The sequence below is a fragment of the Marinomonas sp. genome (assembly GCF_965225885.1).
In the GTDB taxonomy this organism is placed as follows: Bacteria; Pseudomonadota; Gammaproteobacteria; order Pseudomonadales; family Marinomonadaceae; genus Marinomonas.
In genome coordinates this window covers 3,517,859-3,543,790 of record NZ_OZ245329.1, presented here as the reverse complement: position 1 = coordinate 3,543,790, position 25,932 = coordinate 3,517,859, and the positions used below count along the sequence as shown (strand labels likewise).

The window sequence follows — 25,932 nt, the reverse complement described above, 5'->3', positions numbered from 1 at the left end:
AACATTTAATTAATCGGATTAGATTAAATTAAAACTGCGTAACAAAGTAACGCCAATACTGGTTGTAATCAAGGATGCGATAGTGGTTATAACGATTATGTTTGCGGCGAGTGCAGAGTTTCCATTCATGGCTCTAACCATTATATAACTGGCAGATGTAGTTGGAGCAGATGACATGAGGAATAAGACGCCGAGTTCCATTCCTCTATAACCTAGTAAATAGCCACCAAGTGTCATGGCGAAAGGGATGAATATCAGTTTACCAATAGAGGCCATGATGGCGCCTAAAATGCCATTTTTTAACGACTTAAAGCTTAATGAAGCTCCGGCGCATAACAGTGCCAAAGGTAGCGTCATTTGTGCAAAGTAATCACCGGCTTTATAAAGTGTTGTTGGTAACGTTAGGCCCGATAGTGAGGTAGCAAATGCCGCGACGATGGCAATGATTAGAGGGTTTTTGGCTATGCCTTTTGCGATGCCTTTAATATTGGCCTCTCCGCCCAAGGCTCGGCTTAAACCGATAACCGATAATACATTGAATAATATTGTTACTCCGCCTAAATAAGCAGAAGCAACAGAAAATACCTCATTACCATAAGCATTTACACAATACGCTAAGCCGATAATTCCCATATTTGAGCGAAAAGCAGCCTGAACTAGAACGGCTCGTTCTGCTTTGTCCGATACCCAAATAGACATTATAAACTCTAGTGCGATGTAGCTTATTATGACCGCAACCATGGCATAAATAACCAAAGAAAGGTCTGTATCGCTGCTGAGATCTGTCTTGGATATGCTAATAAAAAGCAGGGCGGGAAGGGTGACGTTAAACACCAGTTTAGAAGCAACATCAATGAAGTTATCATTAATAAGTCGTACTCGATATAAAATGATCCCTAGCACCAAAATCAAAAAAATTGGCATGGTGATCGAGAAAGAAAATACCAGTTCGTCTAAAAAGTTGTTCAACGCCATTCCTTAGAGGAAAAGTTTATTGATCGTTATTCTCGAAGCGATAGCCTGCGCCGTAAACTGAATGAATCACATTTAATTCTGGTGCCACAGCAGAGATTTTTTTACGAAGCTTTTTGATATGGCTATCAATAGTGCGATCACTTACTACACGACTATCCGCATAAATGCTCTTCATTATAAGATCACGACCGAAAACTCGACCCGGTTCTTTGATAAGTAATTGAAGCAGTTGGAACTCAACAGTTGTTAAGTCGATTAAATCACCTTTATAGGTTGCGCGTAGACGATCTACATCCAAATCAAAGCCATCAGTTCTTGGCGATTCGGCTTGGTCTAATTCCACACGGCGCAAGTTAGCTTTGACGCGTGCGACAATTTCACGTGGGCTAAATGGTTTACAAACGTAATCATCAGCACCCATTTCTAAACCAATAAGACGATCAATTTCTTCTGCTTTTGCCGTCACCATAATAATAGGTACACCGCTAAACTGACGAACTTGTTTGCAGATTTCTACGCCATCTAAGCCAGGTAGCATTAGATCTAATAGAACAATGTCAACTTGGTTATTTTTAATGTAATTGACTGCGATGTCTCCGCGGTCAAGATGGTGATGTTCATAACCAGCTTGCTCTAAATAAGCTGACATTAGCTCTGCTAATTTTGGTTCGTCTTCAATAATCAGTACTTTGCTCATAATATTTTTCGTTCCTATTTGTTTAAAGGGAATTCTACTTTTATTCCTAAGCCGCCATCTGGGGAGTGATAAGCACTGATTGTGCCTTGATGTCCATCCACAATACTTGCGCAAATAGCGAGACCTAAACCTCTCCCGCCAGTTGCTCTATTTCTTGAGTTTTCGACACGAAAGAACTGTTCGAAAATTCGGTTTTTATCTTCGTCACTAACGCCTGGAGCAGAGTCTTCAAAAAGAATAATGGCTTTCTTGTTCTTTTTTGAGAGTTTTACAGTAAGCTTTCCTGGTGCATTTGTGTATTTTAATGAATTATTCATCAGGTTCGAAAAGAGCTGATGTAATCTATCAGAATCACCATTCATAACAATAGGGTTTTTCTGAGAATATTCAAACCCTAATTCTAATCCTGCCTCATTAAATGGAAGTGTCATAGATTGAACGGTTTGTTCAATAATGTCGCTGATTGATACATCCTCCATTTCATAACTTAAATTACCCATATCATGCATGGACAATTGGTTTAAGTCATCAATTAGGCGCGCAATGTGGAGCGTTTCTTGATGCAAGGAGGAGAGGCTTTCAGGGGACATTTTAATGATTCCATCCTGCATCGCTTCAATTTCTCCCCTAAGAATTGCCACCGGGGTTCTTAATTCATGAGCTGTGTCTGCCACCCAGCGTTTACGTGCTTCTCGTGTGTGTTCTAAGGTGCAAGCTAAATTATTGAAGTCGCAGCTAAGGCTAGATAATTCGTCTGTCCCTTTTACTGATATGCGTGTGTCATATTTACCTGCAGCAAGTCGTTTGGTTGCTCTTTGCATGGAAATAATTGGACGACTTAACCATTGAGCCAGCGGCCAAGTTAAAAGTGCAGCTATCGCAAGCATAAATGCAGAGATGAGTAGAAACGCTTCGCCCTGTTGGCGAACAAAACGTAATGTTTGATCCTGAACAAGCTCTCTAATTGAGCGAAGTCCAACATAGCCAACAATTTTTTTATTGACAATTACGGCATGAGTTTCAGCGTCGGCAAAGCGAGTTTTGCCTATGATGGGGTTTTGTTGGCCATCAAATAATAAAAAGCGTTGGCGGTAGTATTGCGATGGATAAATTAAATCTAGGTTAGGTGTGCTGGGTGGTGGAACCAAATCCCGTAGGTTTTCGATTTTTGCTTTATGCCACTCGCCTTCCATTCGACTTTCTTGTACTAAAAAATACCAGTCGTCGTAATAGATATAGAGATTGGCTGTTCTGTTTGCCATTTGTTCTAAAAAGTCACGATCACGTTCCGTCGCGTAGGATACAAATCCTCTATCAAAGCTCCATTGAAATACCTGCCACATAGAAACAATGAGTAAAATATTACTTAGAACAAAAACTGCAAAAAGTTTATGTCGAATTTTTAACCCTTTGGTCACTGCCATAGCGGAGTTTGAAATCCTATTGTGTATCCTGTTTATGTATCATTCACAGGGAATTGTTAATCATCGATACAGGAGCACAATGTCTTTGGTATCGAGCTGTTTCGTCGGTCATTCTAATCGACTGTTTACTATACAGTTTTATGGGGAAAGCTGGCTACTTAGTCCGAGTGTAAATAATGAGGATTTCCAATCAAGGATTTCCTTTAGTATTATGCGTCAAATTTGTACTTTTAAGTTGGTTTATGCCTGTTTATTCTGTGTTAAAAGGTTTGCTTTCATTTACTCTGATCGTATTAAATATTTTGATTTGTTTTGTCCCCGTCATGGTGTTGGCTTTGTTTAAGAGTGTTTTACCGTTTACATCGGTGCGCGCCGTTTTGAATGTTGTATTGGATAACATAGCGACATTTTGGATCGGGGTAAATAATCTTAATCAGCGTTGTTTAGGTCGATCAGTCGTTGAGGTGTCAGGTTCGCATGATTTTGCGCTTAATGAATGGTACATGGTCACGGCTAATCATCAGTCTTGGGTAGATATCCTTGTTCTGCAGCGCCTGTTTAATAGACGCATTCCTTTTATCAAGTTCTTTTTAAAACGCGAGCTTATTTGGGTGCCTTTTATCGGTTTGGCTTGGTGGGCATTAGAGTTTCCCTTTATGAAACGTTACAGTCCTGCGTTGCTCAAGAAGCGACCTGAGCTGAAAGGAAAAGACATTGAGGTGACGAAAAAGGCCTGCGAAAAGTTTCAGTACTTTCCTGTGTCGATTATGAATTTCCTAGAAGGGACGCGCTTCACAACAAAAAAACACGGTCAACAATCTAGCCAGTATAAACATCTCCTGATGCCCAAAGCGGGCGGTTTGTCCTTTGCGCTAAATGCAATGGATGGCAAGTTACATCAGTTAATTGATGTAACTATCGTTTATCCTGAGGGAATCCCAAGTTTTTTTGACTATCTTTGTGGGAACGTGTCCAAGATAAAAGTACATATTAGAATGATGCCGATTGAACGAGCATTGCTTGGTGACTATCAAAATGATGCAGAATATCGGGCGTATTTTCAGCAATGGGTGAATGCGCTTTGGCAAGAAAAAGATCGGCAGTTCGAATATCTATTGCAAGCTGAGGCGGGGGATCTCGATCAGTAAAAAAAACAGATTTTCCTTCTGTATCCTCCAATCAATCGAGAATTGTATCTTTTCTCTTTCATTAAAATGTCTGACTCTGTTTTCTCTACTCTTAATCTGTCGAGGCGCTTGGTATGGATATCTCTCATTTATTGACTTCTCACTCACGAAACATGGAAGCCTCTTTGGTTCGTGAGCTGCTGCATTATAGTCAACAGCCGGATATTTTATCTTTGGCTGGTGGCTTACCAGATGAGACTCTAATGCCTGCTTATCCTAGGTTAGAACAATTAACAGACAGTCGACAATATGGCCCAAGCGAAGGTGAAAAAGACTTGCGAGAATGTATTGTGTCTATTGTGGCAGATCGAGGCATCGAAACATTTACGAATAATGTACTGGTAACCAATGGCTCGCAGCAAGGTTTGGACATCGTCAGTCGTTTAATTTTAGATGAAAACTCGACTATTTTAACCGAGCAGCCAACGTATCTTGCTGCTTGTCAGGTTTTTAAATTACAAGGTGCAAAAGTTCAAGATGTTGTGTCTGATGCAGAGGGTATGTCTGTTTCTGCTTTACGCGATGCGATTGAAAAGCACCATCCGAAAGCGGTGTATTTGATTCCTAATTTTCAGAATCCAGCAGGGCATTGTTATAGCTTGCAGCGTCGACGCGAGATCGCGGCCTTGCTTGATGAGAAAAACATATTGCTCATTGAAGATGATCCTTATTGTGATCTTTGTTATGACAATGTTGACCTTACGCCTATTTCAACTTTGATAAAACAAGCGCCTTGGCTTTACATGGGGAGTTTTTCTAAGGTTTTGTGGCCAGGGTTGCGTACTGGCTATATCGTTTCCTGTGATGCTTTTTCTCCGTACTTGGTTAAAGTAAAACAGGCTGTTGATCTTCATACCAACCGTCTAGCTCAGAGTATGATTACCCAATTTTTTAAGTCTGGACAATATCCGGATCACGTTATTCAGCTCCAAAAAGCTTATAAGGAAAAGCGGGCTGTAATGGCTGAGGCTTTAAATGCAGAGCTGGGCGACCTTATTGAATTTTCTCTTCCAGCTGGTGGTATGTTCTTTTGGGTGAAATTACCTGAAGGCGTTTCTTCCCAATTAGTCCTGGCTGAAGCATTGAAAGATAAGGTGTTGGTTCTTCCTGGAACACCATTTTTCCCGTGTAAAAGTCCGCTCGATGATTCGTTTCTACGGCTGAGTTTTGCTCGTGTTTCACCAGCGCAGATTCATCAAGCGATTGAGGTGCTTGCGAAAGTTGTTCGACAACTTGCTTAGCTCACCGTTACTTGTTTGTCTTTACACTGCTTGCTGTGTGTCAATATTGGCTAGGTTTTTTTGCTTCATGGCATTTTTGTGCTGATAAGGCTGGCTTTTTATTGTATTTATGCTTGGCTAGCAGTTCCTTCTTTTTGGGCGACACGTTAGAATCTCATTTTTAAGACTGTATAGAATAGGAATATGTAATGGGCAGAGCCTTTCAAAACCGCAAAGAGTCCATGGCAAAAACGTCTGACCAAAAAGCCAAGGTTTACAGCAAGTACGGCCGTGAGATTTATGTTTGCGCAAAATCCGGTGGTATTGATCCTAATGGTAATTTGGCACTTCGTTCTCTGATCGACCGAGCTAAAAAAGATCAGGTGCCAACTCACGTTATCGACAAAGCGATTGATAAGGCGAAAGGTGGTGGTGGAGAAGACTTTGATACTGCTCGCTACGAAGGTTTTGGTCCTGGCAATACTATGGTTATCGTGGATTGTTTGTCTGATAACCCAAACCGTACTTTTGGTGACGTGCGCACTTGCTTTAACAAAGTAAAATGTAAAATCGGTAGCCAAGGCAGCGTGAGTCATATGTTTGACCACAGTGCTATTTTTGTTTTTGCTGGTACTGACGAAGAGGTTGTATTGGAAGCCTTGATGATGGCTGATGTTGATGTAACAGATATTGAGCTAGAGGACGGTAAAGTAACTGTTTTTGCGCCTCATACCGATTACAGCAAGGCAAAAACGGCATTAACAGATGCATTTGGCGAGATTGAATTTGAGGTTGATGAAATTCAATTCGTTGCTCAAAACATGACAGAAATTCAAGGTGAAGAAGTGGAGCAGTTTGACCGCTTTTTAGATCTATTGAATGACTTGGATGATGTTCAGCGCGTTTATCATAACGCTGAATATTAGAATTTGAGGCCTTGACGTAACTTTTCGCCAAGGCCTTTTGCTTTATATGTTGATTCAAAATGACCAAACCAAAACCTCAGTTAAAGTCTCCTTGCGTTAATGTGTGTCTGCTTAACGAAGAAGATATCTGCGTCGCGTGTTATCGAACGGGCAAGGAAATCAGCCAATGGGGAAGTATGAATAAAGCTTCGCAGCAGGCGGTTATGAAGAAGGTTCGTGAGCGAGAAGCTAAAAGCCGCTTTGTATCTGGCTAGTCGCTTCGTGTTGTTAGTCTTGGTCTTCTTCATTCTTGTTTTTAAGTTCTATCCATTGCGACATGTATTGCGTACTTTTAAGGCTGTGGTGTCGCAGCATTAATCCTAAGAAGTGTTTCTTTCTCAAGTTCTCCCTCAGCTGTATTTGCAGTTTCAATCGATTGATTAACTTGGGCTCCCATTCTTCTGCTTGATAGCGAGCTCGTAAAATTCTATTGCCATTCTGCTGCATCAGTTGCCAGCTGGGTTTGTCTTCATAGAGCGAGATCGCCGCATCGACAAAGGTGTTTATATCATCTGTGATGACACCATTCCATGGAAAATCGCCATGCATGGATTCAGCGCCAATCGTCGTGGTAATGCTTGGGGTCCCCATTTGCATGGCTTCCACCAATTTTCCTTTAATGCCAGCGCCAAAACGTAATGGCGCTAAACAAAGTCGAGCTTGTTGCATGACTTTTTGAGCATCTTCGGCCCAACCTTTTACTAAAAAGCCTTCTTTTGCATTGTTTAATTGTGTGGCTTTTGGTGGCGGGTAAGCGCCGTAAATATGCATTTCAGCTTTAGGTAAGCGTTTGCGAATCTTGGGCCATATCTCTGTTTTTAATTGCAGAACGGCATCCCAGTTTGGGGCGTGACGAAAATTACCGATGCTAATAAAGTGTTGGCGCTGCTCAAAGCTGAGTAGTGTATCAGTGTTTTGTGGCTCCGGCAGCATGAATGGCAGATGAAGCACATGAGTTTCTGGAACGTGAAATTCATCGATCAGCAGTTTGGTTTCTACTTCGGAAATCATCAAGGTTAAGTCGCAACGATGAATGGCGGCGACTTCACGAATACCATGGTCGCTATAAAGGTCTTCAATGACAAAGTCTCTATTCTGTTTAAGCGCATTGTGTCTGGCTTGCCTTAGCGAGTGAAGGTCTTCGGTGTTGAGAACTCGCAATGAATCGGGGCTAAATTTTTCAACGCGCCAACCAAATTGTTCTTCCATCATAAAGCGATCAAATATCACAATGTCTGGTTTTTTGTTTGTGATATAGGTATCGAAAGAAGCATCGTTGAGTTCTATGTGTTCGGGTTTTATGCCTAGTAGGGATAGATCGGTCATGTGCTCGGTTTGTTGAGCAGGGCTGGCAAATGACAGTTGCCATTGCGCTTTGTGAAAGCAGTTGAGCAATTGCATCATTCTACTGCCAGCGGCGGAGGAGTTGGGTTCTGGCCAGACGTAGCCGATGACAAGTAGGTGCACTGTGTTCTCTCAAGGTTTCGATGATTTTTTTGGTTCTGAATTTTTAGCAGAATCAGGACATATTCGTCCTGCTATTGTATCATGGCGGACAGATTTGTCTTGCCTGCCTCATTTGTAGGGTTTGTCATGCAAGGCGTAAGCAAAACACGACGTTGAGAAGATATTATGATCATAAAACCAAAGATTCGCGGATTTATTTGTACAACAACGCATCCAGTAGGTTGTGAGCAAAATGTAAGAGAGCAAATTGCTTTTACTAAAAGCAAAGGGGCTATTGAAAATGGTCCTAAGAAAGTACTCGTGATCGGTGCATCAAGTGGTTATGGCTTGTCTTCTCGTATTGCTGCAGCGTTCGGTTCTGGTGCGGCAACCATTGGTGTTTTCTTTGAAAAACCAGGTACTGATAAGAAAACCGGTACAGCGGGTTGGTACAACTCTGCGGCATTCGATAAAGTTGCGAAAGAAGAAGGCTTGTACGCAAAAAGTATTAATGGCGATGCTTTCTCAAATGAAGCACGCGACACGGTTATTGATTTGATTAAGCAAGATCTTGGTCAAGTGGATATGGTGGTTTACTCTTTGGCTTCTCCTGTCCGTAAAATGCCAGAAACTGGAGAGGTTGTTCGTTCAGTTCTTAAGCCTATTGGCCAGCCTTACCGCTCAACTGCTATTGATACAAATAAAGATGTGATTATCGAGGCAGAAATTGAGCCAGCTACAGAAGAAGAGATTGAAGCGACTACAACCGTAATGGGCGGTCAAGATTGGGAGCTTTGGATGTCTGCTTTACAAGAAGCAGGTGTTTTGGCGGAAGGTGTTCGCACCGTAGCTTACTCTTATATTGGTTCTGATATCACCTGGCCGATCTATTGGCATGGCGCGCTAGGTAAAGCGAAAGAAGATTTGGATCGTGCTTCTGCAGCTATTGATGCTCAGTTGGCTAAAATTGGCGGTGGCGCGAACGTTGCTGTGTTGAAGTCAGTGGTAACTCAGGCATCTTCTGCTATTCCAGTTATGCCATTGTACTTGGCGATGGTCTTTAAAGTAATGCGTGAAAAAGGCCTTCATGAGGGTTGTATGGATCAGATCTATCGCATGTTTTCTGAGCGTTTGTACAATAACCATAATCCAGCAGAATTGACAGATGATAAAAATCGTCTTCGTTTGGATGATTGGGAATTACGTGAAGATGTGCAGCAAGCTTGTCGCGAACTTTGGCCTCAGGTGAATGATGCAAACCTATTTGCAGAGACGGATTACCAACTTTACAAAGATGAATTTTTGAAGCTGTTTGGTTTCGGTGTAGATGGCGTTGATTATGAGGCTGAAGCAGATCCGGAAGCAGACTTTGATGTGATTACTCTTTAAATATTATTAAAGAGATAAAAAGGAGTTCAAGCGTGCCTTGAACTCCTTTTTTTATGTCTTTTTATCTCTTATAGTGAAAGGAGTTAGTCTTTGGGGTGTTTATGAAATTTGCATTGGGGTTGCTAAGTGCGGTGTCATTGTTTGCTAATGCTCAGACAATAGAGCGTCAGCCTGTCGATATTATTTATGGTAATCAGGTGATTCATGCTCAACATCAGGTTGTGGTGAGTTCACAAGAGGAGGTTGCTGTTATTCCGGCAGAAAAAGCAAAAACGACTTTAGGGCCAAATATTGTCATAACGGCTGACGGCAAAGGTATGTCGTATCTGGAAGAGAATGCCATCGCTGAGCGTGAACAAGCCATTTATGATGAAGTAAATAAGCGAACGGAAGAGGCGCCTTTCACGGTTTTGTTTACTGGAAATATACCAGAAGATATCGAAGCAAAACGTCTTCGCATGATGCCGGAAATTGGGATTTTTGGTGATCAAGCAAAAACAGATGATGCGGCAGTTGAGAAGGTGCAGCCTGATGTGGGGGATTTTTCACCAATCGGTAAGGGCGTTGCTCCTACAGCAAGCGGAGCTAAAGGTGCTCCAGCCACCGACAAAGAAAAACTGGAAAAGCTGATTGGCGGTTGATGGTTGTTTTTTTATTGTGCCGTGTTTTCAGTGGTTTAGCTTTATAGGTTAGGAGAGTTAGGCGATGTTTCTATCCAATCTTGTTGCTCGGTGAGCTCTTTTGGGAACGCTTTGTTATGAATAATTATTTTAGTTGTGTCGGTTGATTGTAATTTACGATTGATAAACTCAATAAAATCCTCTCGTTGAATTTTTTCTACGCTTTTTATCCATTCTTCTCTGGTTAGAAAATCTGGGTCTATCTTGGCAATTTGATGCCATTCACTTAGTGCATTATCACTAAGGTTTTTAGGTGTCACTTTTAGTTCGTTAAGTAATGTGTTTTTGGCCTGTGAAAAATCGTTCTCCGAAATATTTGGTAGTCTACTTCTTTGTTCTTTTAAAAAGTCTTCTATGGCGCTAATAATGGTTAAGGTGTCTTTATTGGGGGATTGTACTAATAGTCCTAATATTGGTGTATTTCGTATGCTGAGGTCTTGTGCTCCAACAATATAACCGAGCTGTTGATTGGTTCTTAGCTCTTGATAAAAGGGACTGCTGATGAGCTTTCTGAGTATTGAGAAATACGCTTTTTCTGTAATGGCTTTTTGTGTTGCCTGCGCACTGGTGTCTATTAGCGCGTATAAAACCACTTTGTCGTCACTCGTTGATTCGAACTGGTAGTTATATTTCTTTTGGGTGGTGAGGTTCTTGGTTTCAATTTCTAGTGGCTCTCTGGGGGTAAGTCGATCACTAAAGCGTTGATAAATCGAGTTTGAAAGCTTTTCTGTCTGTTCTTTAGTTAGGTTGCCCGTGCTATAGCCAACTATATCAAAATGCTCTCGAGCTTTTTTTGTATATTCCTGAAAGTCCTCTAAAGTGAGATTTGTTAGCGTACTTTCTAGTTGTTTTGTAGTGAACCCATTTTTGGTGATTAATATGCTCAATGCGCTATTGGCGTTGCTGTAGGCTTGTCTGCTTTTTTGGTTACTTAGATCTTTTGCGAGCTGTATTTTGGCTTGTTCGAATTTCTCTGGTGTTGGGCGAAATAAGAAAAGTTGATCGATTAACCAGGTGATATAGGCGCTCTGTTTGTCGGAATAGCCGCTGGTTCGTAATGTTGCGCCGTTCGTATGAGGGTAAAAGGCATAACCTAGTCCTGCCACATAGGGCGCATAGGTTAAGTCACTCACGCTGTCATTGAATAGACGACTCCACAGCCTGTTGATTAGAGTGTGTTTGGGTGTGTCTGCGGCATCAGCAAAACGTATTGCTAGAAAGTTCATGGCGGTGGGCTTGCCAAAGCTTGAATCGGGTTTGCTCCAGTAAGTGAAACCCTCTTTTTGAAAAATGATGGAGGGGGTTGTTTCTTTTTCATCAATTAAATCTAAAGAGTCAGGGATGAAAGTGTTTTTTTCGGGGAGACTGATTTGTGTGCTTTTTACCGATAGATTGATGATGTCCAAAAATAATTGGCTGAAATGGTTGTTGCTGTATTGGCTCTGATACCAAGGCTCAATTTGCCAGTTTGGCTTCTGTTCTGCCCAGTTTACGGGGAAATCGTGGTTCGATGTTAATTGTACTAAAAGGTTTTCTTGGGAGAGTTGTTTTAGTAGGTGGCGAACTTGTTTTTCACTTGCGGTAGATTCTAGGCGATAGCGGCTCAAAATATCTTCGGGCGGTGTTTTTAGTATTCTTGCCGATAATGATCTGGCTAAGCTTTGGGGGTCAACATAGCTTTGGTTATTAAACATGAGCTGACTAAGTTTGAGCCCTTCTTGTAGGTACAATGGGTTGATCGGGGAAGATTTTAGGGTGCTAATGGTGGCAAAAAAACGTTTGGCGACTATGTCTATGTTTTTCAAGCCCTCATCGGTTAAAGCGATTCTGACGGTGAATAACGCGTTGTCACCATAGTCAGTGCTAGTGCTTACCGAAATGCCATTGATTAATCCTGCAGATTTAAGGGATGCATACAGTGACCCTTTGTTTTCATTGCCTAGGATATAAGAAAGATAGCGTATAGGTTGGGTCTTGTAGTTTTGGTCTTGGGCATCTATTTGGTAGTAGAAATTTAATGTGCTGTTATCGATGAGTGAGCGGACAAACTGTAGTTGTGGTGTGTCTTTTGAGATAAGGGTTGGGTATTGTTTTTGTGGTTGTGGTTTTTTGCTTGGGATATCAGAGAAGTGTTGGCGAGCAAGTGTAGCCATTTGAATGTGGGGTAGGTTGGCTACCATCACTAGCGCCATGTTCTCACTAAAGTAGTTTTCTTTATAAAGTTTAAGTAGCTGTTTTCTTAGTGGGTTATTTGCTCTGTCTTTTAGTGTGTCTAAGCTGCCAACGGTGAAATGGCTGTATGGGTGTTCAGGATTAAGTAGTGTTTTAAATGCTTGATTGTTTCTTCTGCTTTCATCTTTTAGTTTTGCTTTGTATTCCGAATCGACCGCATTCTTTTCTCTTTGTGTAAGAGATTCACTAAACAGTGGTGTGGTAAAAAATTGTGAAAATCTGTCTAGTGCACCTTCGTATGCGGAAGGTTTGATGTCGAAGTAAAAATTAGTCGTGTCTGTACTTGTGTAGGCGTTATTAGAGCCACCATGAGTATTTATGTAAGATTGGTAATTGCCGGCTTCCGGGTATTTTTCAGTACCAAGAAAAAGCATGTGTTCTAAAAAATGCGCTAAGCCTTGTTGGTTGTCTGGGTCTTGGAAATTACCAACATTGACGGATAGCGATGCGGCAAAACGTTCGGCTTGTGGGTCGCTGACTAATAATACTTTTAAATTGTTAGTCAGTGTTATGAAGTGGTATTCGTTTTTATCTGTAAGGCTTTTATTAAGTATTGGAGTGATTTGATCGCCGATTGCTTCTATTGTGCTGCTAGTTTGTTGTGTTGCTCGAGATGTCGTGTCGTTTTGATTCATGTGATTGCTTAATTCGGGTGGTGTGTTGTTTTCGGTGGGGTAGGAGGCATCCGCTTGTATCGAAAAAGAGGCAAGTGCTGTAAGTAAAAAACAATAAGTAATGATTTTGTTTCGGATGTTGATCATGTCTTCAGATTAACTGAAGCAAGTAGTGCGATGCAATGGGCGTGTTTTAAGCCCATTGCTTTTTAGTTCAATTCGCTTTATTGGGCATCCAGTGATTTACCGTTTACTGTGAGGCTGTCTTTGCCCATTAAATAAAGATAAATCGGCATAATCTCTTCTGCTGTAGGGAGTGTCTTTGGATTTTCTTCTGGGTACGCGTTTGCTCGCATGTTAGTTCTTGTTGCGCCAGGGTTGATTGCGTTAGCACGAATGTTAGGAGACAGGGTTTCTAGCTCGCTCGATAATAATTGCATCATGGCTTCTGTTGCGAATTTTGATATAGCGTAAGCGCCCCAATTTGCCTTGGCTTTTCTTCCAACGCCAGAAGAAGTGAAAATGATGGAGGCATTTTCGGTTTTTTGCATCAGAGGTAGGAGGGCTTGATTTAGCATTAATTGGCTGGTGACATTGACGCGCATGACTTGTTCAAACAACGTCGGGTCGTAGGTTGCTATGGGGGTTCGTTCACCTAATAAGCTAGCGTTGTGAAGAATGCCGTCAAGATGGCCAAACTCGCTTTTTATTGTATTGGCAAGCTCGATATAGTCGTGTTCGGCAGCACCATCTAGATTTAATGGCACAATAGCGGCCTGCGGACATTTTTGTTTTTCGATGTAATCGTAAACCGCTTCGAGTTTTTTTATAGTGCGGCCTAGAAGAATTACGGTTGCGCCATATTTTGCGTAAGTGATGGCAGCTGCTTTGCCTATGCCATCGCCTGCTCCCGTGACAAGGATTACTTTGTCTTTAAGTAGTTGGCTTGGGGCTTGATAATCAAACATATCTCCTCCTTGTGCCTCTATATTAGGCTTCGAGTTTCTGAGTGTGCATCATGTAATTGACAGATACATCTTTGTCATTAAGTTTGTACGCTTTGGTAAGAGGATTGTAGGTCATTCCTGTCATGTGCGTCACTTCTAGTCCTGCCAGTCTTGCGTAATTGTTTAGCTCGGCAGGTTGAATGAATTTAGCGTAATCATGAGTACCTTTCGGTAGTATTTTTAGAATGTATTCGGCACCGATGATGGCAAAAAGATACGCTTTTGGATTTCGGTTGATCGTAGAGAAAAACACATGGCCGCCTGGCTTTACTAACGTCATGCAGGCTTTTATAACAGAGGATGGGTCTGGCACGTGCTCTAACATTTCAAGACAAGTTACAACATCGTATTGGCCAGCTTCACGTTGAGCTATTTCTTCTGCAGTGATTTTTTCATAATCAATGTCGAGTTTAGATTCTTCTTTATGGAGTTTTGCAACGGCAAGTGGCGCTTCGCCCATATCAATGCCTTTAACGTTCGCGCCTAGTTTTGCCATGGCTTCCGATAGAATTCCGCCGCCACAGCCGATATCGATCACTTTTTTGCCTTCTAAACCTTCTGCGTGCTTAGTAATATAATTGGTGCGAAGAGGGTTGATATCGTGCAAAGGTTTGAATTCGTTTTCTGTGTCCCACCAACGACTTGCTAGTGCTTCAAACTTCGCCACTTCATTTAGATCTACATTATTTTGTTGTGTGTTTGTCATGTTTTGGTTTCCGTTTTTCAATGTCGCTAAGAATGGTGAAAGCGTTGTTCGTTGTGCTGAACTGCTGGCTAGATTTTGTAATGCTTCTTAGTTTACTTAAAATATTGGGGTTGAAACGAAATTTTTCTAGTGTCCATCTAGTATAGCGCCAACCACAAGGGTGACCAATAGCAAACTTACTCTGTCTTCAGGGCGGTGCTTGGAAGGCGGTTTTTATAATTGCAATATAGAGCAACAAAACATGCTGCTTGAAGGGGTGTTATTTATTTCCTTATGTTACAATGCGGCGCTTATAAAAAGATATTAGGGAGTCTTTTTGACTCCGAGGCATAAGGATCGATTGTATCTATGGGTGAATTAGCCAAAGAAATTATTCCCGTCAGTATCGAAAATGAACTTAAGGGATCTTACCTAGATTACGCAATGAGCGTTATTGTAGGTCGAGCATTACCTGATGTGCGAGATGGGTTAAAGCCTGTTCACCGTCGCGTTCTATTTGCGATGAATGAACTTAAAAATGATTGGAATAAACCGTACAAAAAATCGGCGCGTATCGTCGGTGATGTAATCGGTAAATATCACCCACATGGTGATTCTGCTGTATACGATACGATTGTTCGTATGGCGCAGCCTTTCTCGATGCGTTACACCTTGGTCGATGGTCAGGGTAACTTCGGTTCTGTCGATGGCGACAGTGCTGCGGCAATGCGTTATACCGAAATCCGGATGGCGAAAATTTCTCATCATCTTTTGATGGATTTAGAGAAAGAAACCGTCAATTTCGTGCCTAACTATGACGGTACGGAATTTATGCCAGAAGTATTGCCTGCGCGCGTACCTGGACTGTTAGTAAACGGTTCGGCGGGTATTGCGGTAGGTATGGCGACTAATATTCCTCCACATAATCTTGGTGAGATTATCGATGGTTGTTTAGCGGTTATTGATAACGCTGACATTACTATTGATGAGCTTATCGATCACATACCAGGGCCAGACTTCCCAACAGGGGCATTTATTAATGGTCGCGCTGGTATTATTGAAGCTTATAAAACAGGTCGTGGTCGTATTTACATGCGCGCCCGTCACCATTTTGAAGACATGGAAAAAGGCAATCGCCAATCCATCGTTTTCACTGAAATTCCTTACCAGTTAAACAAGGCGAAGGTGATTGAAAAAATCGCTGAGCTAGTTAAAGAGAAAAAGCTGGAAGGCATCAGTGAACTTCGTGATGAATCTGACAAAGACGGTATGCGTATCGTTATTGAGTTGCGTCGCGGTGAAAACCCTGATGTTGTTGTAAATAACATCTTTACGCAAACACAATTGCAGTCAGTATTTGGTATTAACATGGTGGCCTTGGTTGATGGTCGTCCTCAGTTACTTAATATCAAACAAATTCTTGAATGCTTTGTTAAGCACCGCCGTGAAGTGGTTACGCGTCGTACTATTTTCGAACTTCGTAAAGCGCGCGAACGTGGTCACATCCTTGAAGGTTTGGCGGTTTCTTTAGCGAACATTGATCGCGTGATTGAACTAATTCGTACATCGCCAACGTCTGCAGAAGCAAAAGAGAAAATTGTTAGCGAGTCTTGGGAGCCAGGAAATGTGGTTGCCATGCTTGAGCGTGCTGGTGCTGATGCTTGTCGCCCTGATGATCTTGAGGCGGGATACGGTTTTGTTGATGGCGCATATCATTTGTCGCCAGATCAAGCACAAGCGATTTTGGATTTGCGCCTGCATCGCTTAACAGGTTTGGAGCACGATAAATTACTAGGCGAATATAAATCTCTGATCGAGCTGATTGGCGAGTTGCTGAATATTCTATCTAACCCAGATCGTTTGATGGAAGTGATTCGTGAAGAGCTAGAAGAAGTGCGTGATACTTTTGGTGATGCTCGTCGTACAGAAATCCTAACGTCTCGTCAGGATTTGACTATTGCTGACTTGATTGATGAAGCGCCAATGGTAGTGACGATTTCGAATACAGGTTATGCGAAATCTCAGCCATTGGTTGAGTATCAAGCGCAACGCCGTGGCGGTCGTGGTAAATCTTCTGCGAGCATGAAAGACGAAGATCATATCGAGCACCTATTGGTGACCAGTAGTCATGACACCATTATGTTATTTAGTAATTTTGGTAAGGTTTACTGGTTGCGTGTGTTCGAAATTCCAGTCGCTAGTCGTGGTGCCAAAGGCCGTCCAATTGTTAACTTGTTACCTTTGAGAGAAGGCGAATCTATCTCTGCTTTGTTGCCTTTACCTGTTGTTGAAGCGGTTGAGGCTGATTCGGACGCGGATGACGAAGTTGCTGATGACGCTATCGTTGAGGCGAGCAGCTACATCTTTATGGCGACAGCAAACGGAACGGTTAAGAAGACAGCGATGCAACACTTTGCTCGTCCTCGCTCGACTGGTTTGATTGCACTTAGCTTAGATGAAACGGATGAGTTGGTTGGTGTATCTGTTACCAATGGTGAAAACGACATTATGTTGGTTTCATCTTCTGGTAAAACCATCCGCTTTAAAGAATCCGATGTTCGTGCAATGGGTCGTACTGCGGCGGGTGTTCGTGGTATTCGCTTGAATGAAGACGCTAAGGTGGTTTCGCTTATCGTTCCTCAGGATGGTTCTGCTGTATTGATGGCTTGTGAAAATGGTTATGGCAAGCGTACTTTGGTAGAAGACTTCCCAGTGTATGGTCGTGGTGGTCAAGGTGTTATCGGTATTCAAGTCTCTGAGCGTAACGGCCCCGTTGTTGGTGCGGCTCAGGTTGATGAAACGGATGAGATTATTTTGATTACCGATCAAGGTACCTTGGTTCGAACTCGCGTGACAGAAGTGTCATGCCAAGGGCGAAATACACAAGGCGTTACCTTGATTCGTTTGACCAATGATGAGCATTTGGTGGGCATCGAACGTGTTGTGGAAGATGATGAAGAAGATATTGTGATCGATGAGGCAGGTGATGCTGTTGTTGATCAAGCGCCGAGTGATGGCGACGAATCTCCTGATATCCTTGATAGCGATACGGAATAGAAGATAAAGCGACGCACCTAGGTGCGTCGCTTTTGTTGTAGATCGTTCTTTAAAGTAGTTCCTGAAAATACTAGAGGTAAATAAGCAGGATGAGCCGAGTATATAATTTTTGTTCTGGTCCAGCAGCGCTTCCTGAAGCAGTTTTGAAAAAAGCACAGGCTGAAATGCTAGATTGGCATGGTGCTGGTGTTTCTGTCATGGAGATGAGTCACCGTAGTTCTGAGTTTATGTCTATCCTTGCATCCGCTAAGGCGCGTTTATCGCGTTTAATGAATATTAGCGATGACTATGAAATTTTATTTGTTCAAGGTGGTGCGTCTACTTTATTTGCTCAAATTCCAGCCAATTTGGCGAATGGCTTTGATGCGATTTCTTATGTTGATACCGGTGCTTGGTCTGTAAAGGCGATTGCAGAAGCGAAAAAATACGCGAAAGTAAATGTTGTTGCATCTTCAAAAGAGCAAGGTTACCGCACGGTGCCGGATTTTTCTCAGCTTGAAATTGATCCTGATTCTGCGTATTTGCATCTTTGTGAGAATGAGACTATTGGTGGTTTAGAAATTTTTGATTTGCCACAGACTTCTTTGCCTATTGTTTCCGATATGTCTTCCAATATCTTGTCGCGCCAAATTGACGTGAGTAAATATGGAATGATCTATGCTGGAGCACAAAAAAATATTGGCCCTGCTGGTGTGTGTATTTGTATCGTTCGTAAGGACTTGCTAAAGCGTAGTAGTGATGTATTGCCAACAGTGTGGAATTTTGCCACGTTAGCGGCGAATGATTCTATGATCAATACACCGCCAACATTTGCTATTTATCTTGCTGATTTGGTGTTTGAGTGGCTTGAAGAGCAAGGTGGTGTTGCTGCCATTGAAAAGCTCAATATAGCAAAGGCTGAAGCGCTTTATGCTGCGATTGATGCGAGTAGCTTTTATTCCAATCCTATTGACCCTAAATATCGTTCGCGTATGAATGTGCCTTTTATTTTGGCCGATAATTCGTTGGATGCTTTGTTTATTAAAGAATCTGAAGCGGCAGGTCTGCGTACGTTAGCTGGACATCGTTCGGTTGGTGGTATGCGGGCGAGTATTTACAATGCAATGCCGATGGAAGGGATTCAGGCTTTAATCAGCTTTATGCATGACTTCGAAAAACGTCACGGATAATACTTTTTAGAGACAATAACCTCTACGGATATAAATAGCATGTCAAATTCTAAACAAGCAGTGCCAGATACGCTGCCTTTATTGCGTGATCGTATCGACTCGATTGACTCGCAAATACAAATGCTGATTAACGAGCGCGCAAGCTGTGCACAAAAAGTGGCTGAAGTTAAGTTGGCTGAGCAGGGCGGTGAAGCGGTTGTCTTTTATCGCCCTGAGCGTGAGGCTCAAGTTTTGCGCAGAGTGATGGAACGTAACGAAGGGCCTTTGGGTAATGAAGAGATGGCGAAGATTTTTCGACAGGTTATGTCTTCGTGCCTCGCACTTGAAAAACCAATGCGTATTGCGTTCTTGGGTCCAGAAGGGACTTTCACGCAGCAGGCGGCATTGAAGCACTTTGGTAAGTCTATTATCAGTGCGCCGATGGCGGCTATTGATGAGGTGTTTCGTGAAGTGGAGTCTGGTGCGGCTAATTATGGTGTTGTGCCAGTTGAGAACTCGACAGAAGGTGTTGTTAATCATACGTTAGACAGTTTTCGTGATTCGCGTTTAAAAATATGTGGTGAGGTTGAAGAGCGTATTCACCATCATCTATTGGTGAGTCCAAATATCAACTCTGACGATGTCACTCATATTTATTCTCATCAGCAGTCTTTGGCACAATGCCGTGCTTGGTTGGATCGTTATTGGCCCCATACAGAACGTGTCGCTGTGAGTTCAAACGCCGAGGCAGCTCGCCTTGCTGCTGAAGCGGGTCGCAGCGGTCGTGCCGTTGCTGCGATTGCAGGTGAGGTGGCTTGTGAGTTGTATGGCTTGTTGAAAGTATCTTCTAATATTGAAGATCGTCCCGATAACACCACGCGCTTTTTAATCGTTGGTAATGAAGATGTGCCGCCAAGCGGAAAAGATAAGACCTCTTTATTGATTAGTGCGAAAAATGAGCCTGGTGCTTTGTATCGATTGCTTGAGGCTTTCCAGCGGCATGGTGTTGATATGACACGCTTGGAAACGCGTCCTTCTTTAATGAGCCGTTGGGGTTATATATTTTATATTGATTTCGTTGGCCATTATCTAGATGAAGATTGTCGTGCCGTAATTGATGAGTTACGTGAACGTGCTTCGGAAGTGAAGGTGTTGGGTTCCTATCCTGTGGCTGTGCTTTAGCAATTTTATAAGAGTGTTGTGCTTTGACTGGTGAAAGTGGTTTTCCGGCGTCTGTTGATATGTCGTCTCAAGAAAAAAAGAAATTTGGCAATGTAATGATCATCGGTCTTGGCATGATAGGTGGCTCATTTGCGAAAGCGTTAAAAGAGCGCGGCTTGGCAACCATGTATGCTGTTGACCGTCGAGAGGGTGAGTTGGCGTTAGGAGTCTCAACGGGGGTGATTGACCATCCTGCTGAGATGACAGCGGATTTTATCTCTAAAATGGATGTTATTGTTCTTGCTACTCCGGTAAGGGCAATGGAGTCTGTGTTAACAGATCTTAAGCCCTTCTTATCTGAGTGTACGTTGGTTACTGATGTGGGTTCGACAAAAGGCAGTGTGGTTGAGGCGGTTCGTCGTGTTTTCGGCTATGTGCCGGCCAATTTCATCCCTGGGCATCCTATTGCTGGAGCTGAAAAGAGTGGCGTGTTGGCATCTAACTCTCTGCTTTTTGAAAAGCACATGGCGATAGTGACGCCATTACCAAACAGTAATCCTGTTTTGTTGGATCGCCTTCATCGCCTTTGGCGGGCTGTTGGGGCGGATGTGGTGAGTATGGATGTCAATCATCATGACCACGTGCTGGCGTCTTCAAGTCATTTGCCTCATTTGCTTGCTTATACTTTGGTTGATGCGCTTGCTAACGGAGAGCGTAGTCAGGATATATTTAAGTTTGCTGCTGGTGGTTTTCGTGACTTTACTCGTATTGCATCTAGTGATCCTGTGATGTGGCGAGATGTCTTTATGGCCAATAAAGACGCTACGTTGGCTACGTTGGATCATTTCACTGATCGTCTTGCTGATATGCGTGCCGCAATAGAGCAAGGTGATGGTGCCAGCATGTTTGGTGTTTTTACTCGTGCTAAGTCTGCGCGAGATCATTTTCTTCGATTGTTAGAGCAGCGTACAATTGGTTCTACGAAAGAGGTTCGTCCCGTTTCTGTTTCTGTTTTGCCTGCTTCTGCTATTAAAGGTGATATTTCTTTATTAGGTGACAAATCTTTGTCACATAAAGTGATTACAATAGCCGCGCTTTCTGAAGGGGTGAGTGAAATAAAGAACGTCGATTTGACTGGTGATGTGCGCATTACTATGCAGGCTTTTCGCGATATGGGCGTTGTAATTGAAGAGGCATCCGCTGATCACTTACGTATTCATGGGGTTGGTCTTCGTGGTTTAAAAGCACCCATTGCACCAATTAATGTGCATCAATCTAGGGACAGTTTGTATTTATTGTTACCTGTTTTGGCTGGGCAATCGTTTCATGTGTCTGTTATTGCAGAAGATAAGTTGCTCAATCAGTCGATGAGTGATTTGTTTTCTTTGGTGCGCAAAATGGGTGGAGAAGTGGTATCTGAAGTGGCGGACTGTTTGCCTGTCACCTTGGTTCCAGATTCGCCTTCTAATGTGTCGATTAACCTGAAGAGTGGTTCTGAGCGTTTGCGTATGTCGGCGTTTCTTGCTGCATTGTATTCGCCTACTAATGGATCTGTCATAACAGAGGCAACAGAGTTGTCTCATTGTGAAGTGTTGTTGCGTCATTTTGGTGTGACTATCATGGGTAGTGCTGATGGCTTTAAGATTGTTTCTGCGCCTTTAGTTGGTACGGATATTGTATTGTCTGGTGATGAATATGAAGTGGCTTGGTTGGTGTTATTGGCAAGCTTGTTGCCAGGTTCTGAGTTGCTTATTGAAAATGCGGGTTTAGATTTTGTGTCATTTACATTCCTATCGTTTTTAAAATCGATAGGGGCGGAAGTGTCTATTCCTGAATTGGGTGAATTTGGCTTATATGAAGGTCGGGTTCAGGCTGGTTTTGCCGAGTTCAGTTCGTTCACTTTATTCCCAGAGCAGAGTTATCGGTTTAGAGATGAATTGCCCTTGTTGTGTGTTGCTGCGGCTTATGCAAAGGGTGACAGTTCTATCCAAGGTGTTGGTTCTCTTCCTTACTATTGTGAAGATAGAGTGTTGGCGTTGGTGGATGCACTTAAGCATATGAAGATTGCGTGTGTTTATGAAAATGGCGATTTGCTTATTAAAGGTGGTCTTCCAATGGGCGGAGAGTTGGATTGTGCGGGTGATGATAAATTGGCGCTTGCTATGTTGGCATTAGGAGCGCGAAGCCAATCTGTAACAAAAGTGAATGATTGCCAAAAATTATTAGAAGAATTTAACGAGTTGGAGAGTGTTGCTGTGCAGTTAGGTTTTCACTGCACTGTGGCGCAATAGTTTTATAAGAGGAATAGTTATGATCAACCAAGGCCCAGTTATTACGATTGATGGTCCAAGTGGTGCAGGTAAAGGCACTGTAAGTCAATTAATCGCAGAAAAGCTGGGATGGCACATACTTGATAGTGGTGCTTTATATCGACTGCTTGCACTTGCTGTATCACATCACGGTATGTCTTCTGATGATGTTGAGACGTTAAAAGTCTTGGCTGAGCATTTAGATATACAGTTTCAGCAATCAGAAGAGGGTAAAGTTGAAATTATTCTAGAAGGCGAGATTGTTACTCAAGCGATTCGAACGGAAGAAGTTGGTAATTGTGCGTCTAAATTAGCGGCTATTCCAGAGGTTCGGGAGGGTTTGTTGCTACGTCAGCGTGCTTTTTCACAAGCGCCTGGTTTGGTGGCAGATGGTCGTGATATGGGGACGGTGGTGTTTCCTTCGGCGCAGATTAAAATATTTTTAACCGCTTCGGCAGAAGAACGAGCTCAGCGTCGGTTGCAGCAATTGCAGCAAAAAGGTGAAGCTGTTAATCTAGACGAACTTGTTAAAACGATTAAAGAAAGAGATGAGCGTGATGCGAATAGAGCAATTGCTCCTCTTGTGCCTGCAGCAGGCGCTTTAGTTATAGATAGTACAGATTTGACGATAGAACAGGTTGTCGAGATGATTTTTGCTGAAACAGCAAAAGCGGGTCTTGTATAATCTGTTCTTTTTTGCGTCTACTTTTTTTCATCTAGAATGTGCTAGAATAGATCAAATGTTATTCAAGTCGATAAAGGTGCCAGCAAGCTTTTATCGCATCATCCAAAAAAATTGACCCACATTTGCTGGCAATGTGGATATGGCCTAGTTATTTATATAGGCCGACTATATAGGAAATACAATGACTCAAAGCTTCGCAGAACTGTTTGAAGAAAGCCTATTAACCGTCGAAATGGCGCCAGGCTCAATTGTTACTGGTATCGTTGTTGATATTGACAGCGAGTGGGTAACTGTTCATGCAGGTCTTAAATCTGAAGGCGTAATTCCTCGTTCTCAGTTCCTAACGGATAGTGGTGAGTTCAACATTAACATCGGTGATGAAGTTAAAGTTGCTCTTGATGCTGTTGAAGATGGTTTCGGTGAGACTAAATTGTCTCGCGAAAAAGCTAAACGTGCAGAAACTTGGTCTGTGCTTGAAAAAGCTTACGAAGAAAACGCCATTGTTCACGGTGTTATCAACGGTAAAGTCAAAGGTGGCTTCACAGTTGATATCGCAAATATCCGTGCTTTCTTGCCAGGCTCTTTGGTAGATGTTCGCCCAATCCGCGATACATCTCATTTGGAAGGTGTGGATCTAGAGTTCAAACTTATCAAGCTTGATCAAAAACGTAACAACGTTGTTGTTTCTCGTCGTGCCGTTATGGAAGCGACTAACAGCGCTGAACGCGAAACATTGCTTGCTTCTCTTGAAGAGGGTCAAGAAGTTAAAGGTATCGTTAAGAACCTTACTGACTACGGTGCTTTCGTTGATCTTGGTGGTGTTGATGGTCTTCTACACATCACTGACATGGCTTGGAAACGCATTAAGCACCCAAGCGAAATTATTGCTGTTGGCGATGAAATCGACGTTAAAGTTCTTAAATTTGACCGCGAGCGTAACCGCGTGTCTCTAGGTCTTAAGCAGTTGGGTGAAGATCCATGGGTTGCTATCAAAGCTCGTTACCCAGAAAACACTAAAGTAACTGCTAAAGTTACTAACTTGACTGATTACGGTTGCTTCGCTGAACTTGAAGAAGGCGTAGAAGGTCTAGTACACGTTTCTGAAATGGATTGGACTAACAAAAACATTCACCCATCTAAAGTTGTTCAGATTGGTGATGAAGTTGAAGTTATGGTTCTTGACATTGATGAAGAGCGTCGTCGTATTTCTTTGGGTATCAAGCAATGCACAATGAACCCATGGGAAGAATTCGCAACTTCTTTCAATAAAGGCGACAAAATCTCTGGCGCAATCAAGTCTATTACTGACTTTGGTGTGTTCATTGGTCTTGACGGCGGTATCGACGGTCTTGTTCACCTATCTGACCTATCTTGGGACGAAACTGGTGAAGATGCAGTACGTCAATACAAGAAAGGCGATATGCTAGAAACAGTTGTATTGTCTATCGATGCTGAGCGTGAGCGTATTTCTCTAGGTGTTAAGCAACTAGAAGAAGATCCGTTCCTAGCTTTCGTTGCTGAAAATGACAAAGGCACTATCGTTAACGGTACTGTCTCTGAAGTTGATGCGAAAGGTGCTGTAGTTGTTCTTGCTGAAGGCGTTGAGGCTACTTTGAAAGTATCTGAAATCAGCCGTGAGCGTATCGAAGATGCGACAACTGCATTGAAAGAAGGCGACAAAGTAGAAGCTGCGATTATTAATGTTGATCGTAAAGCTCGTACTATCACTCTTTCTATCAAGCAAAAAGATGCAACTGAAGAGAAAGCTGCGTTGAAATCTCATTCTGAGAAGCAACAAGCTGAAACTACTGGTCCAACCACTATCGGTGATTTGATCAAAGCACAACTAGAAAACCAAAACTAAGTTTTGATTTCTGGTTGTTATAAAAAGCGGACTCAGGTCCGCTTTTTTTTTGCTTATTTTTTTGCTTATTTTTTTGCTTATTTTTTTGCTTATTTTTTTGAATTTATTGACAGGAAAACTATACACAGAACATGTGGATAACCATGGGTATAGACTTGGTGTATGTTTTTTAGCGCAGTGAGTTAAGTAGTTTTTCTGTGTCTTCTTCGTTCCAATTATCTTTCTCTAGTAGCTCTTTGAGTGCATTACTTTGCTGCGCGTTATGGAGGTTTTTTTGGAATTTGGCGTAATGAAAGTCTTTTATTAGGCGTTCGTCGTGTTCTGAACGGTAAATGGCCCGATTTTGAGTATTTTCTGCTCTCTCTTGGTTGAGTGAGTCGATTTTTTTATAAGTATTTAAAAACTGTTTTTTATTCATCTCCTGCCCTCTTATTCGCCTTCAATACAAAGTATTTCAAAATGGTCGTTTCTTGCGCACCATTTTATATTTATGTCCCAAAGCTTGATGCCGTGCTCTCTATCGACTTGTCCTGATAGATAAGAGGGTCTAGGGTCTTGCTCCACAATTTGTTTAATTAAAGTCGTTATTTCTCTTTTGTGCAAATTTTGATAGTTCTCACATTGTGCTTTTGCAAGGTCAGAAAATAGTACGGGCTTCATTTGCATTTGTGCTGGTGTTGGGGCAAAACCGCCTTTTGCGTCGGCAATGCTGTCGGCATAGGGTAAGTAAGGTTTTATATCGAGTACCGGGGTGCCATCGAGTAAATCGGCACCATGTAAATCAATGAAGGTTTTTTTGTCTTCTTGGTAGATACGCCCAATTTTCACAACGGATAAACCTATAGGGTTAGGTCTGTGCGTGGCTCGTGTGGCAAAGACGCCCATTTTTGCTTTTCCACCAAGGCGTGGTGGACGTATTTTGGCTTTCCAGTTTTCCGTCATGCAGGCATGAAAGATAAACTGGATCCAGATATGAGAAAAACCATCTAGCCCTTCTAATATATCTAATCTGCTATAAGGAGGGATGAGTTCTAAGCGAGCTGTTGCTTCTGTTACTAGTCCTGGTTGTCTTGGTATACCAAATTTTTCCTTGTAACAAGAGTGCACTATGCCAATGGTGTTGAGAGTAAAAGAATTGTAGTGCGGCAACGGGTAATCCTTTCGTGAAAATCTGCGCTAAATGAATA

General features: G+C 42.4%; 21 protein-coding genes. 12 read left to right on the top strand and 9 right to left on the bottom strand.

The genetic code is table 11. The features are described from left to right. Nucleotides 1-18: 18 nt before the first annotated feature. From ACO05V_RS16845 to ACO05V_RS16835, 3 genes are read right to left on the bottom strand one after another with little or no spacing between them, the layout of a single operon-like run. Entirely contained in the window at nt 19-975 is a 957-nt protein-coding gene (locus ACO05V_RS16845; RefSeq protein WP_421854130.1) for an AEC family transporter, read from the bottom strand. Between the two features lie 16 nt (nt 976-991). Continuing rightward, nucleotides 992-1,672 (bottom strand): response regulator, encoded by a 681-nt coding sequence (locus tag ACO05V_RS16840; RefSeq protein ID WP_012070560.1) that lies wholly within the window; start codon nt 1,670-1,672, stop codon nt 992-994. 14 nt (nt 1,673-1,686) lie between these two features. Beyond that, nucleotides 1,687-3,096 (bottom strand): ATP-binding protein, encoded by a 1,410-nt coding sequence (locus tag ACO05V_RS16835; protein WP_421854126.1) that lies wholly within the window; start codon nt 3,094-3,096, stop codon nt 1,687-1,689. 242 nt (nt 3,097-3,338) lie between these two features. Here ACO05V_RS16835 and ACO05V_RS16830 point away from each other — a divergent pair, with 242 nt between their 5' ends. From ACO05V_RS16830 to ACO05V_RS16815, 4 genes are all read left to right on the top strand, one after another. Further along, nucleotides 3,339-4,244, top strand: a complete 906-nt coding sequence (locus tag ACO05V_RS16830; protein ID WP_421854123.1) for an acyltransferase — start codon at nt 3,339-3,341, stop codon at nt 4,242-4,244. A gap of 113 nt (nt 4,245-4,357) precedes the next feature. Next, nucleotides 4,358-5,524, top strand: coding sequence for a PLP-dependent aminotransferase family protein (locus ACO05V_RS16825; RefSeq protein WP_421854120.1), 1,167 nt, complete (start codon nt 4,358-4,360; stop codon nt 5,522-5,524). A 188-nt stretch (nt 5,525-5,712) separates the two neighbouring features. Continuing rightward, on the top strand, nt 5,713-6,429 hold the full coding sequence (locus ACO05V_RS16820) for a YebC/PmpR family DNA-binding transcriptional regulator (protein WP_421854117.1): 717 nt from the start codon (nt 5,713-5,715) through the stop codon (nt 6,427-6,429). A 59-nt stretch (nt 6,430-6,488) separates the two neighbouring features. Beyond that, nucleotides 6,489-6,683 (top strand): DUF1289 domain-containing protein, encoded by a 195-nt coding sequence (locus ACO05V_RS16815; protein ID WP_421854114.1) that lies wholly within the window; start codon nt 6,489-6,491, stop codon nt 6,681-6,683. 13 nt (nt 6,684-6,696) lie between these two features. Here ACO05V_RS16815 and ACO05V_RS16810 read toward each other — a convergent pair whose 3' ends face one another. Next, nucleotides 6,697-7,935 (bottom strand): glycosyltransferase, encoded by a 1,239-nt coding sequence (locus tag ACO05V_RS16810; protein ID WP_421854111.1) that lies wholly within the window; start codon nt 7,933-7,935, stop codon nt 6,697-6,699. Between the two features lie 165 nt (nt 7,936-8,100). Here ACO05V_RS16810 and fabV point away from each other — a divergent pair, with 165 nt between their 5' ends. Next, nucleotides 8,101-9,303, top strand: a complete 1,203-nt coding sequence (gene fabV / locus ACO05V_RS16805) for an enoyl-ACP reductase FabV (protein ID WP_421854108.1) — start codon at nt 8,101-8,103, stop codon at nt 9,301-9,303. Nucleotides 9,304-9,404: 101 nt separating this feature from the next. Next, complete coding sequence (locus tag ACO05V_RS16800) at nt 9,405-9,944, top strand: hypothetical protein (RefSeq protein WP_421854105.1); 540 nt, start codon at nt 9,405-9,407, stop codon at nt 9,942-9,944. Nucleotides 9,945-9,985: 41 nt separating this feature from the next. On the opposite strand, the gene ACO05V_RS16795 is transcribed toward ACO05V_RS16800, so the two are convergent. The 3 genes from ACO05V_RS16795 to ubiG all read right to left on the bottom strand — a co-directional run bounded on the left by ACO05V_RS16795 (nt 9,986) and on the right by ubiG (nt 14,542). Then, nucleotides 9,986-12,850, bottom strand: coding sequence for an insulinase family protein (locus ACO05V_RS16795; RefSeq protein WP_421854102.1), 2,865 nt, complete (start codon nt 12,848-12,850; stop codon nt 9,986-9,988). 203 nt (nt 12,851-13,053) lie between these two features. After that, nucleotides 13,054-13,797: a YciK family oxidoreductase gene (locus ACO05V_RS16790; protein WP_421854099.1), complete on the bottom strand. Its 744-nt coding sequence runs from the start codon at nt 13,795-13,797 to the stop codon at nt 13,054-13,056. Nucleotides 13,798-13,819: 22 nt separating this feature from the next. Then, a complete protein-coding gene (gene ubiG, locus ACO05V_RS16785) occupies nt 13,820-14,542 on the bottom strand; it encodes a bifunctional 2-polyprenyl-6-hydroxyphenol methylase/3-demethylubiquinol 3-O-methyltransferase UbiG (RefSeq protein ID WP_421854096.1) in 723 nt (240 codons plus the stop codon). Nucleotides 14,543-14,890: 348 nt separating this feature from the next. Here ubiG and gyrA point away from each other — a divergent pair, with 348 nt between their 5' ends. From gyrA to rpsA, 6 genes are all read left to right on the top strand, one after another. Then, nucleotides 14,891-17,578, top strand: a complete 2,688-nt coding sequence (gene gyrA / locus ACO05V_RS16780; RefSeq protein ID WP_421854093.1) for a DNA gyrase subunit A — start codon at nt 14,891-14,893, stop codon at nt 17,576-17,578. 89 nt (nt 17,579-17,667) lie between these two features. After that, the gene (gene serC / locus ACO05V_RS16775; protein ID WP_421854090.1) at nt 17,668-18,747 is read left to right on the top strand and encodes a 3-phosphoserine/phosphohydroxythreonine transaminase; all 1,080 of its coding nucleotides are present in this window, start codon (nt 17,668-17,670) and stop codon (nt 18,745-18,747) included. Between the two features lie 39 nt (nt 18,748-18,786). Then, the gene (gene pheA, locus ACO05V_RS16770) at nt 18,787-19,908 is read left to right on the top strand and encodes a prephenate dehydratase (RefSeq protein ID WP_421854087.1); all 1,122 of its coding nucleotides are present in this window, start codon (nt 18,787-18,789) and stop codon (nt 19,906-19,908) included. 23 nt (nt 19,909-19,931) lie between these two features. Beyond that, nucleotides 19,932-22,178 carry a bifunctional prephenate dehydrogenase/3-phosphoshikimate 1-carboxyvinyltransferase gene (locus ACO05V_RS16765; RefSeq protein ID WP_421854084.1) on the top strand — a complete coding sequence of 749 codons (2,247 nt, stop codon included), beginning with the start codon at nt 19,932-19,934 and terminating at the stop codon, nt 22,176-22,178. 19 nt (nt 22,179-22,197) lie between these two features. Continuing rightward, the gene (cmk, locus tag ACO05V_RS16760; RefSeq protein WP_421854081.1) at nt 22,198-22,881 is read left to right on the top strand and encodes a (d)CMP kinase; all 684 of its coding nucleotides are present in this window, start codon (nt 22,198-22,200) and stop codon (nt 22,879-22,881) included. Nucleotides 22,882-23,062: 181 nt separating this feature from the next. After that, nucleotides 23,063-24,745 (top strand): 30S ribosomal protein S1, encoded by a 1,683-nt coding sequence (gene rpsA / locus ACO05V_RS16755; protein WP_421854078.1) that lies wholly within the window; start codon nt 23,063-23,065, stop codon nt 24,743-24,745. Between the two features lie 169 nt (nt 24,746-24,914). On the opposite strand, the gene ACO05V_RS16750 is transcribed toward rpsA, so the two are convergent. Both ACO05V_RS16750 and tsaA read right to left on the bottom strand, forming a co-directional pair. Continuing rightward, on the bottom strand, nt 24,915-25,163 hold the full coding sequence (locus ACO05V_RS16750; protein ID WP_421854075.1) for a hypothetical protein: 249 nt from the start codon (nt 25,161-25,163) through the stop codon (nt 24,915-24,917). Between the two features lie 11 nt (nt 25,164-25,174). Beyond that, nucleotides 25,175-25,894: a tRNA (N6-threonylcarbamoyladenosine(37)-N6)-methyltransferase TrmO gene (gene tsaA, locus ACO05V_RS16745; protein ID WP_421854072.1), complete on the bottom strand. Its 720-nt coding sequence runs from the start codon at nt 25,892-25,894 to the stop codon at nt 25,175-25,177. Nucleotides 25,895-25,932 lie beyond the last annotated feature (38 nt).

Excerpts from the sequence above, each read along its gene's own strand:
- ACO05V_RS16845 (WP_421854130.1), bottom strand. The coding sequence starts at position 975 with ATGGCGTTGAACAACTTTTTAGACGAACTGGTATTTTCTTTCTCGATC.
- ACO05V_RS16840 (WP_012070560.1), bottom strand. The coding sequence starts at position 1,672 with ATGAGCAAAGTACTGATTATTGAAGACGAACCAAAATTAGCAGAGCTA.
- ACO05V_RS16835 (WP_421854126.1), bottom strand. The coding sequence starts at position 3,096 with ATGGCAGTGACCAAAGGGTTAAAAATTCGACATAAACTTTTTGCAGTT.
- ACO05V_RS16830 (WP_421854123.1), top strand. The coding sequence starts at position 3,339 with ATGCCTGTTTATTCTGTGTTAAAAGGTTTGCTTTCATTTACTCTGATC.
- ACO05V_RS16825 (WP_421854120.1), top strand. The coding sequence starts at position 4,358 with ATGGATATCTCTCATTTATTGACTTCTCACTCACGAAACATGGAAGCC.
- ACO05V_RS16820 (WP_421854117.1), top strand. The coding sequence starts at position 5,713 with ATGGGCAGAGCCTTTCAAAACCGCAAAGAGTCCATGGCAAAAACGTCT.
- ACO05V_RS16815 (WP_421854114.1), top strand. The coding sequence starts at position 6,489 with ATGACCAAACCAAAACCTCAGTTAAAGTCTCCTTGCGTTAATGTGTGT.
- fabV (WP_421854108.1), top strand. The coding sequence starts at position 8,101 with ATGATCATAAAACCAAAGATTCGCGGATTTATTTGTACAACAACGCAT.
- ACO05V_RS16800 (WP_421854105.1), top strand. The coding sequence starts at position 9,405 with ATGAAATTTGCATTGGGGTTGCTAAGTGCGGTGTCATTGTTTGCTAAT.
- ACO05V_RS16795 (WP_421854102.1), bottom strand. The coding sequence starts at position 12,850 with ATGAATCAAAACGACACGACATCTCGAGCAACACAACAAACTAGCAGC.
- ACO05V_RS16790 (WP_421854099.1), bottom strand. The coding sequence starts at position 13,797 with ATGTTTGATTATCAAGCCCCAAGCCAACTACTTAAAGACAAAGTAATC.
- ubiG (WP_421854096.1), bottom strand. The coding sequence starts at position 14,542 with ATGACAAACACACAACAAAATAATGTAGATCTAAATGAAGTGGCGAAG.
- gyrA (WP_421854093.1), top strand. The coding sequence starts at position 14,891 with ATGGGTGAATTAGCCAAAGAAATTATTCCCGTCAGTATCGAAAATGAA.
- serC (WP_421854090.1), top strand. The coding sequence starts at position 17,668 with ATGAGCCGAGTATATAATTTTTGTTCTGGTCCAGCAGCGCTTCCTGAA.
- pheA (WP_421854087.1), top strand. The coding sequence starts at position 18,787 with ATGTCAAATTCTAAACAAGCAGTGCCAGATACGCTGCCTTTATTGCGT.
- cmk (WP_421854081.1), top strand. The coding sequence starts at position 22,198 with ATGATCAACCAAGGCCCAGTTATTACGATTGATGGTCCAAGTGGTGCA.
- rpsA (WP_421854078.1), top strand. The coding sequence starts at position 23,063 with ATGACTCAAAGCTTCGCAGAACTGTTTGAAGAAAGCCTATTAACCGTC.
- ACO05V_RS16750 (WP_421854075.1), bottom strand. The coding sequence starts at position 25,163 with ATGAATAAAAAACAGTTTTTAAATACTTATAAAAAAATCGACTCACTC.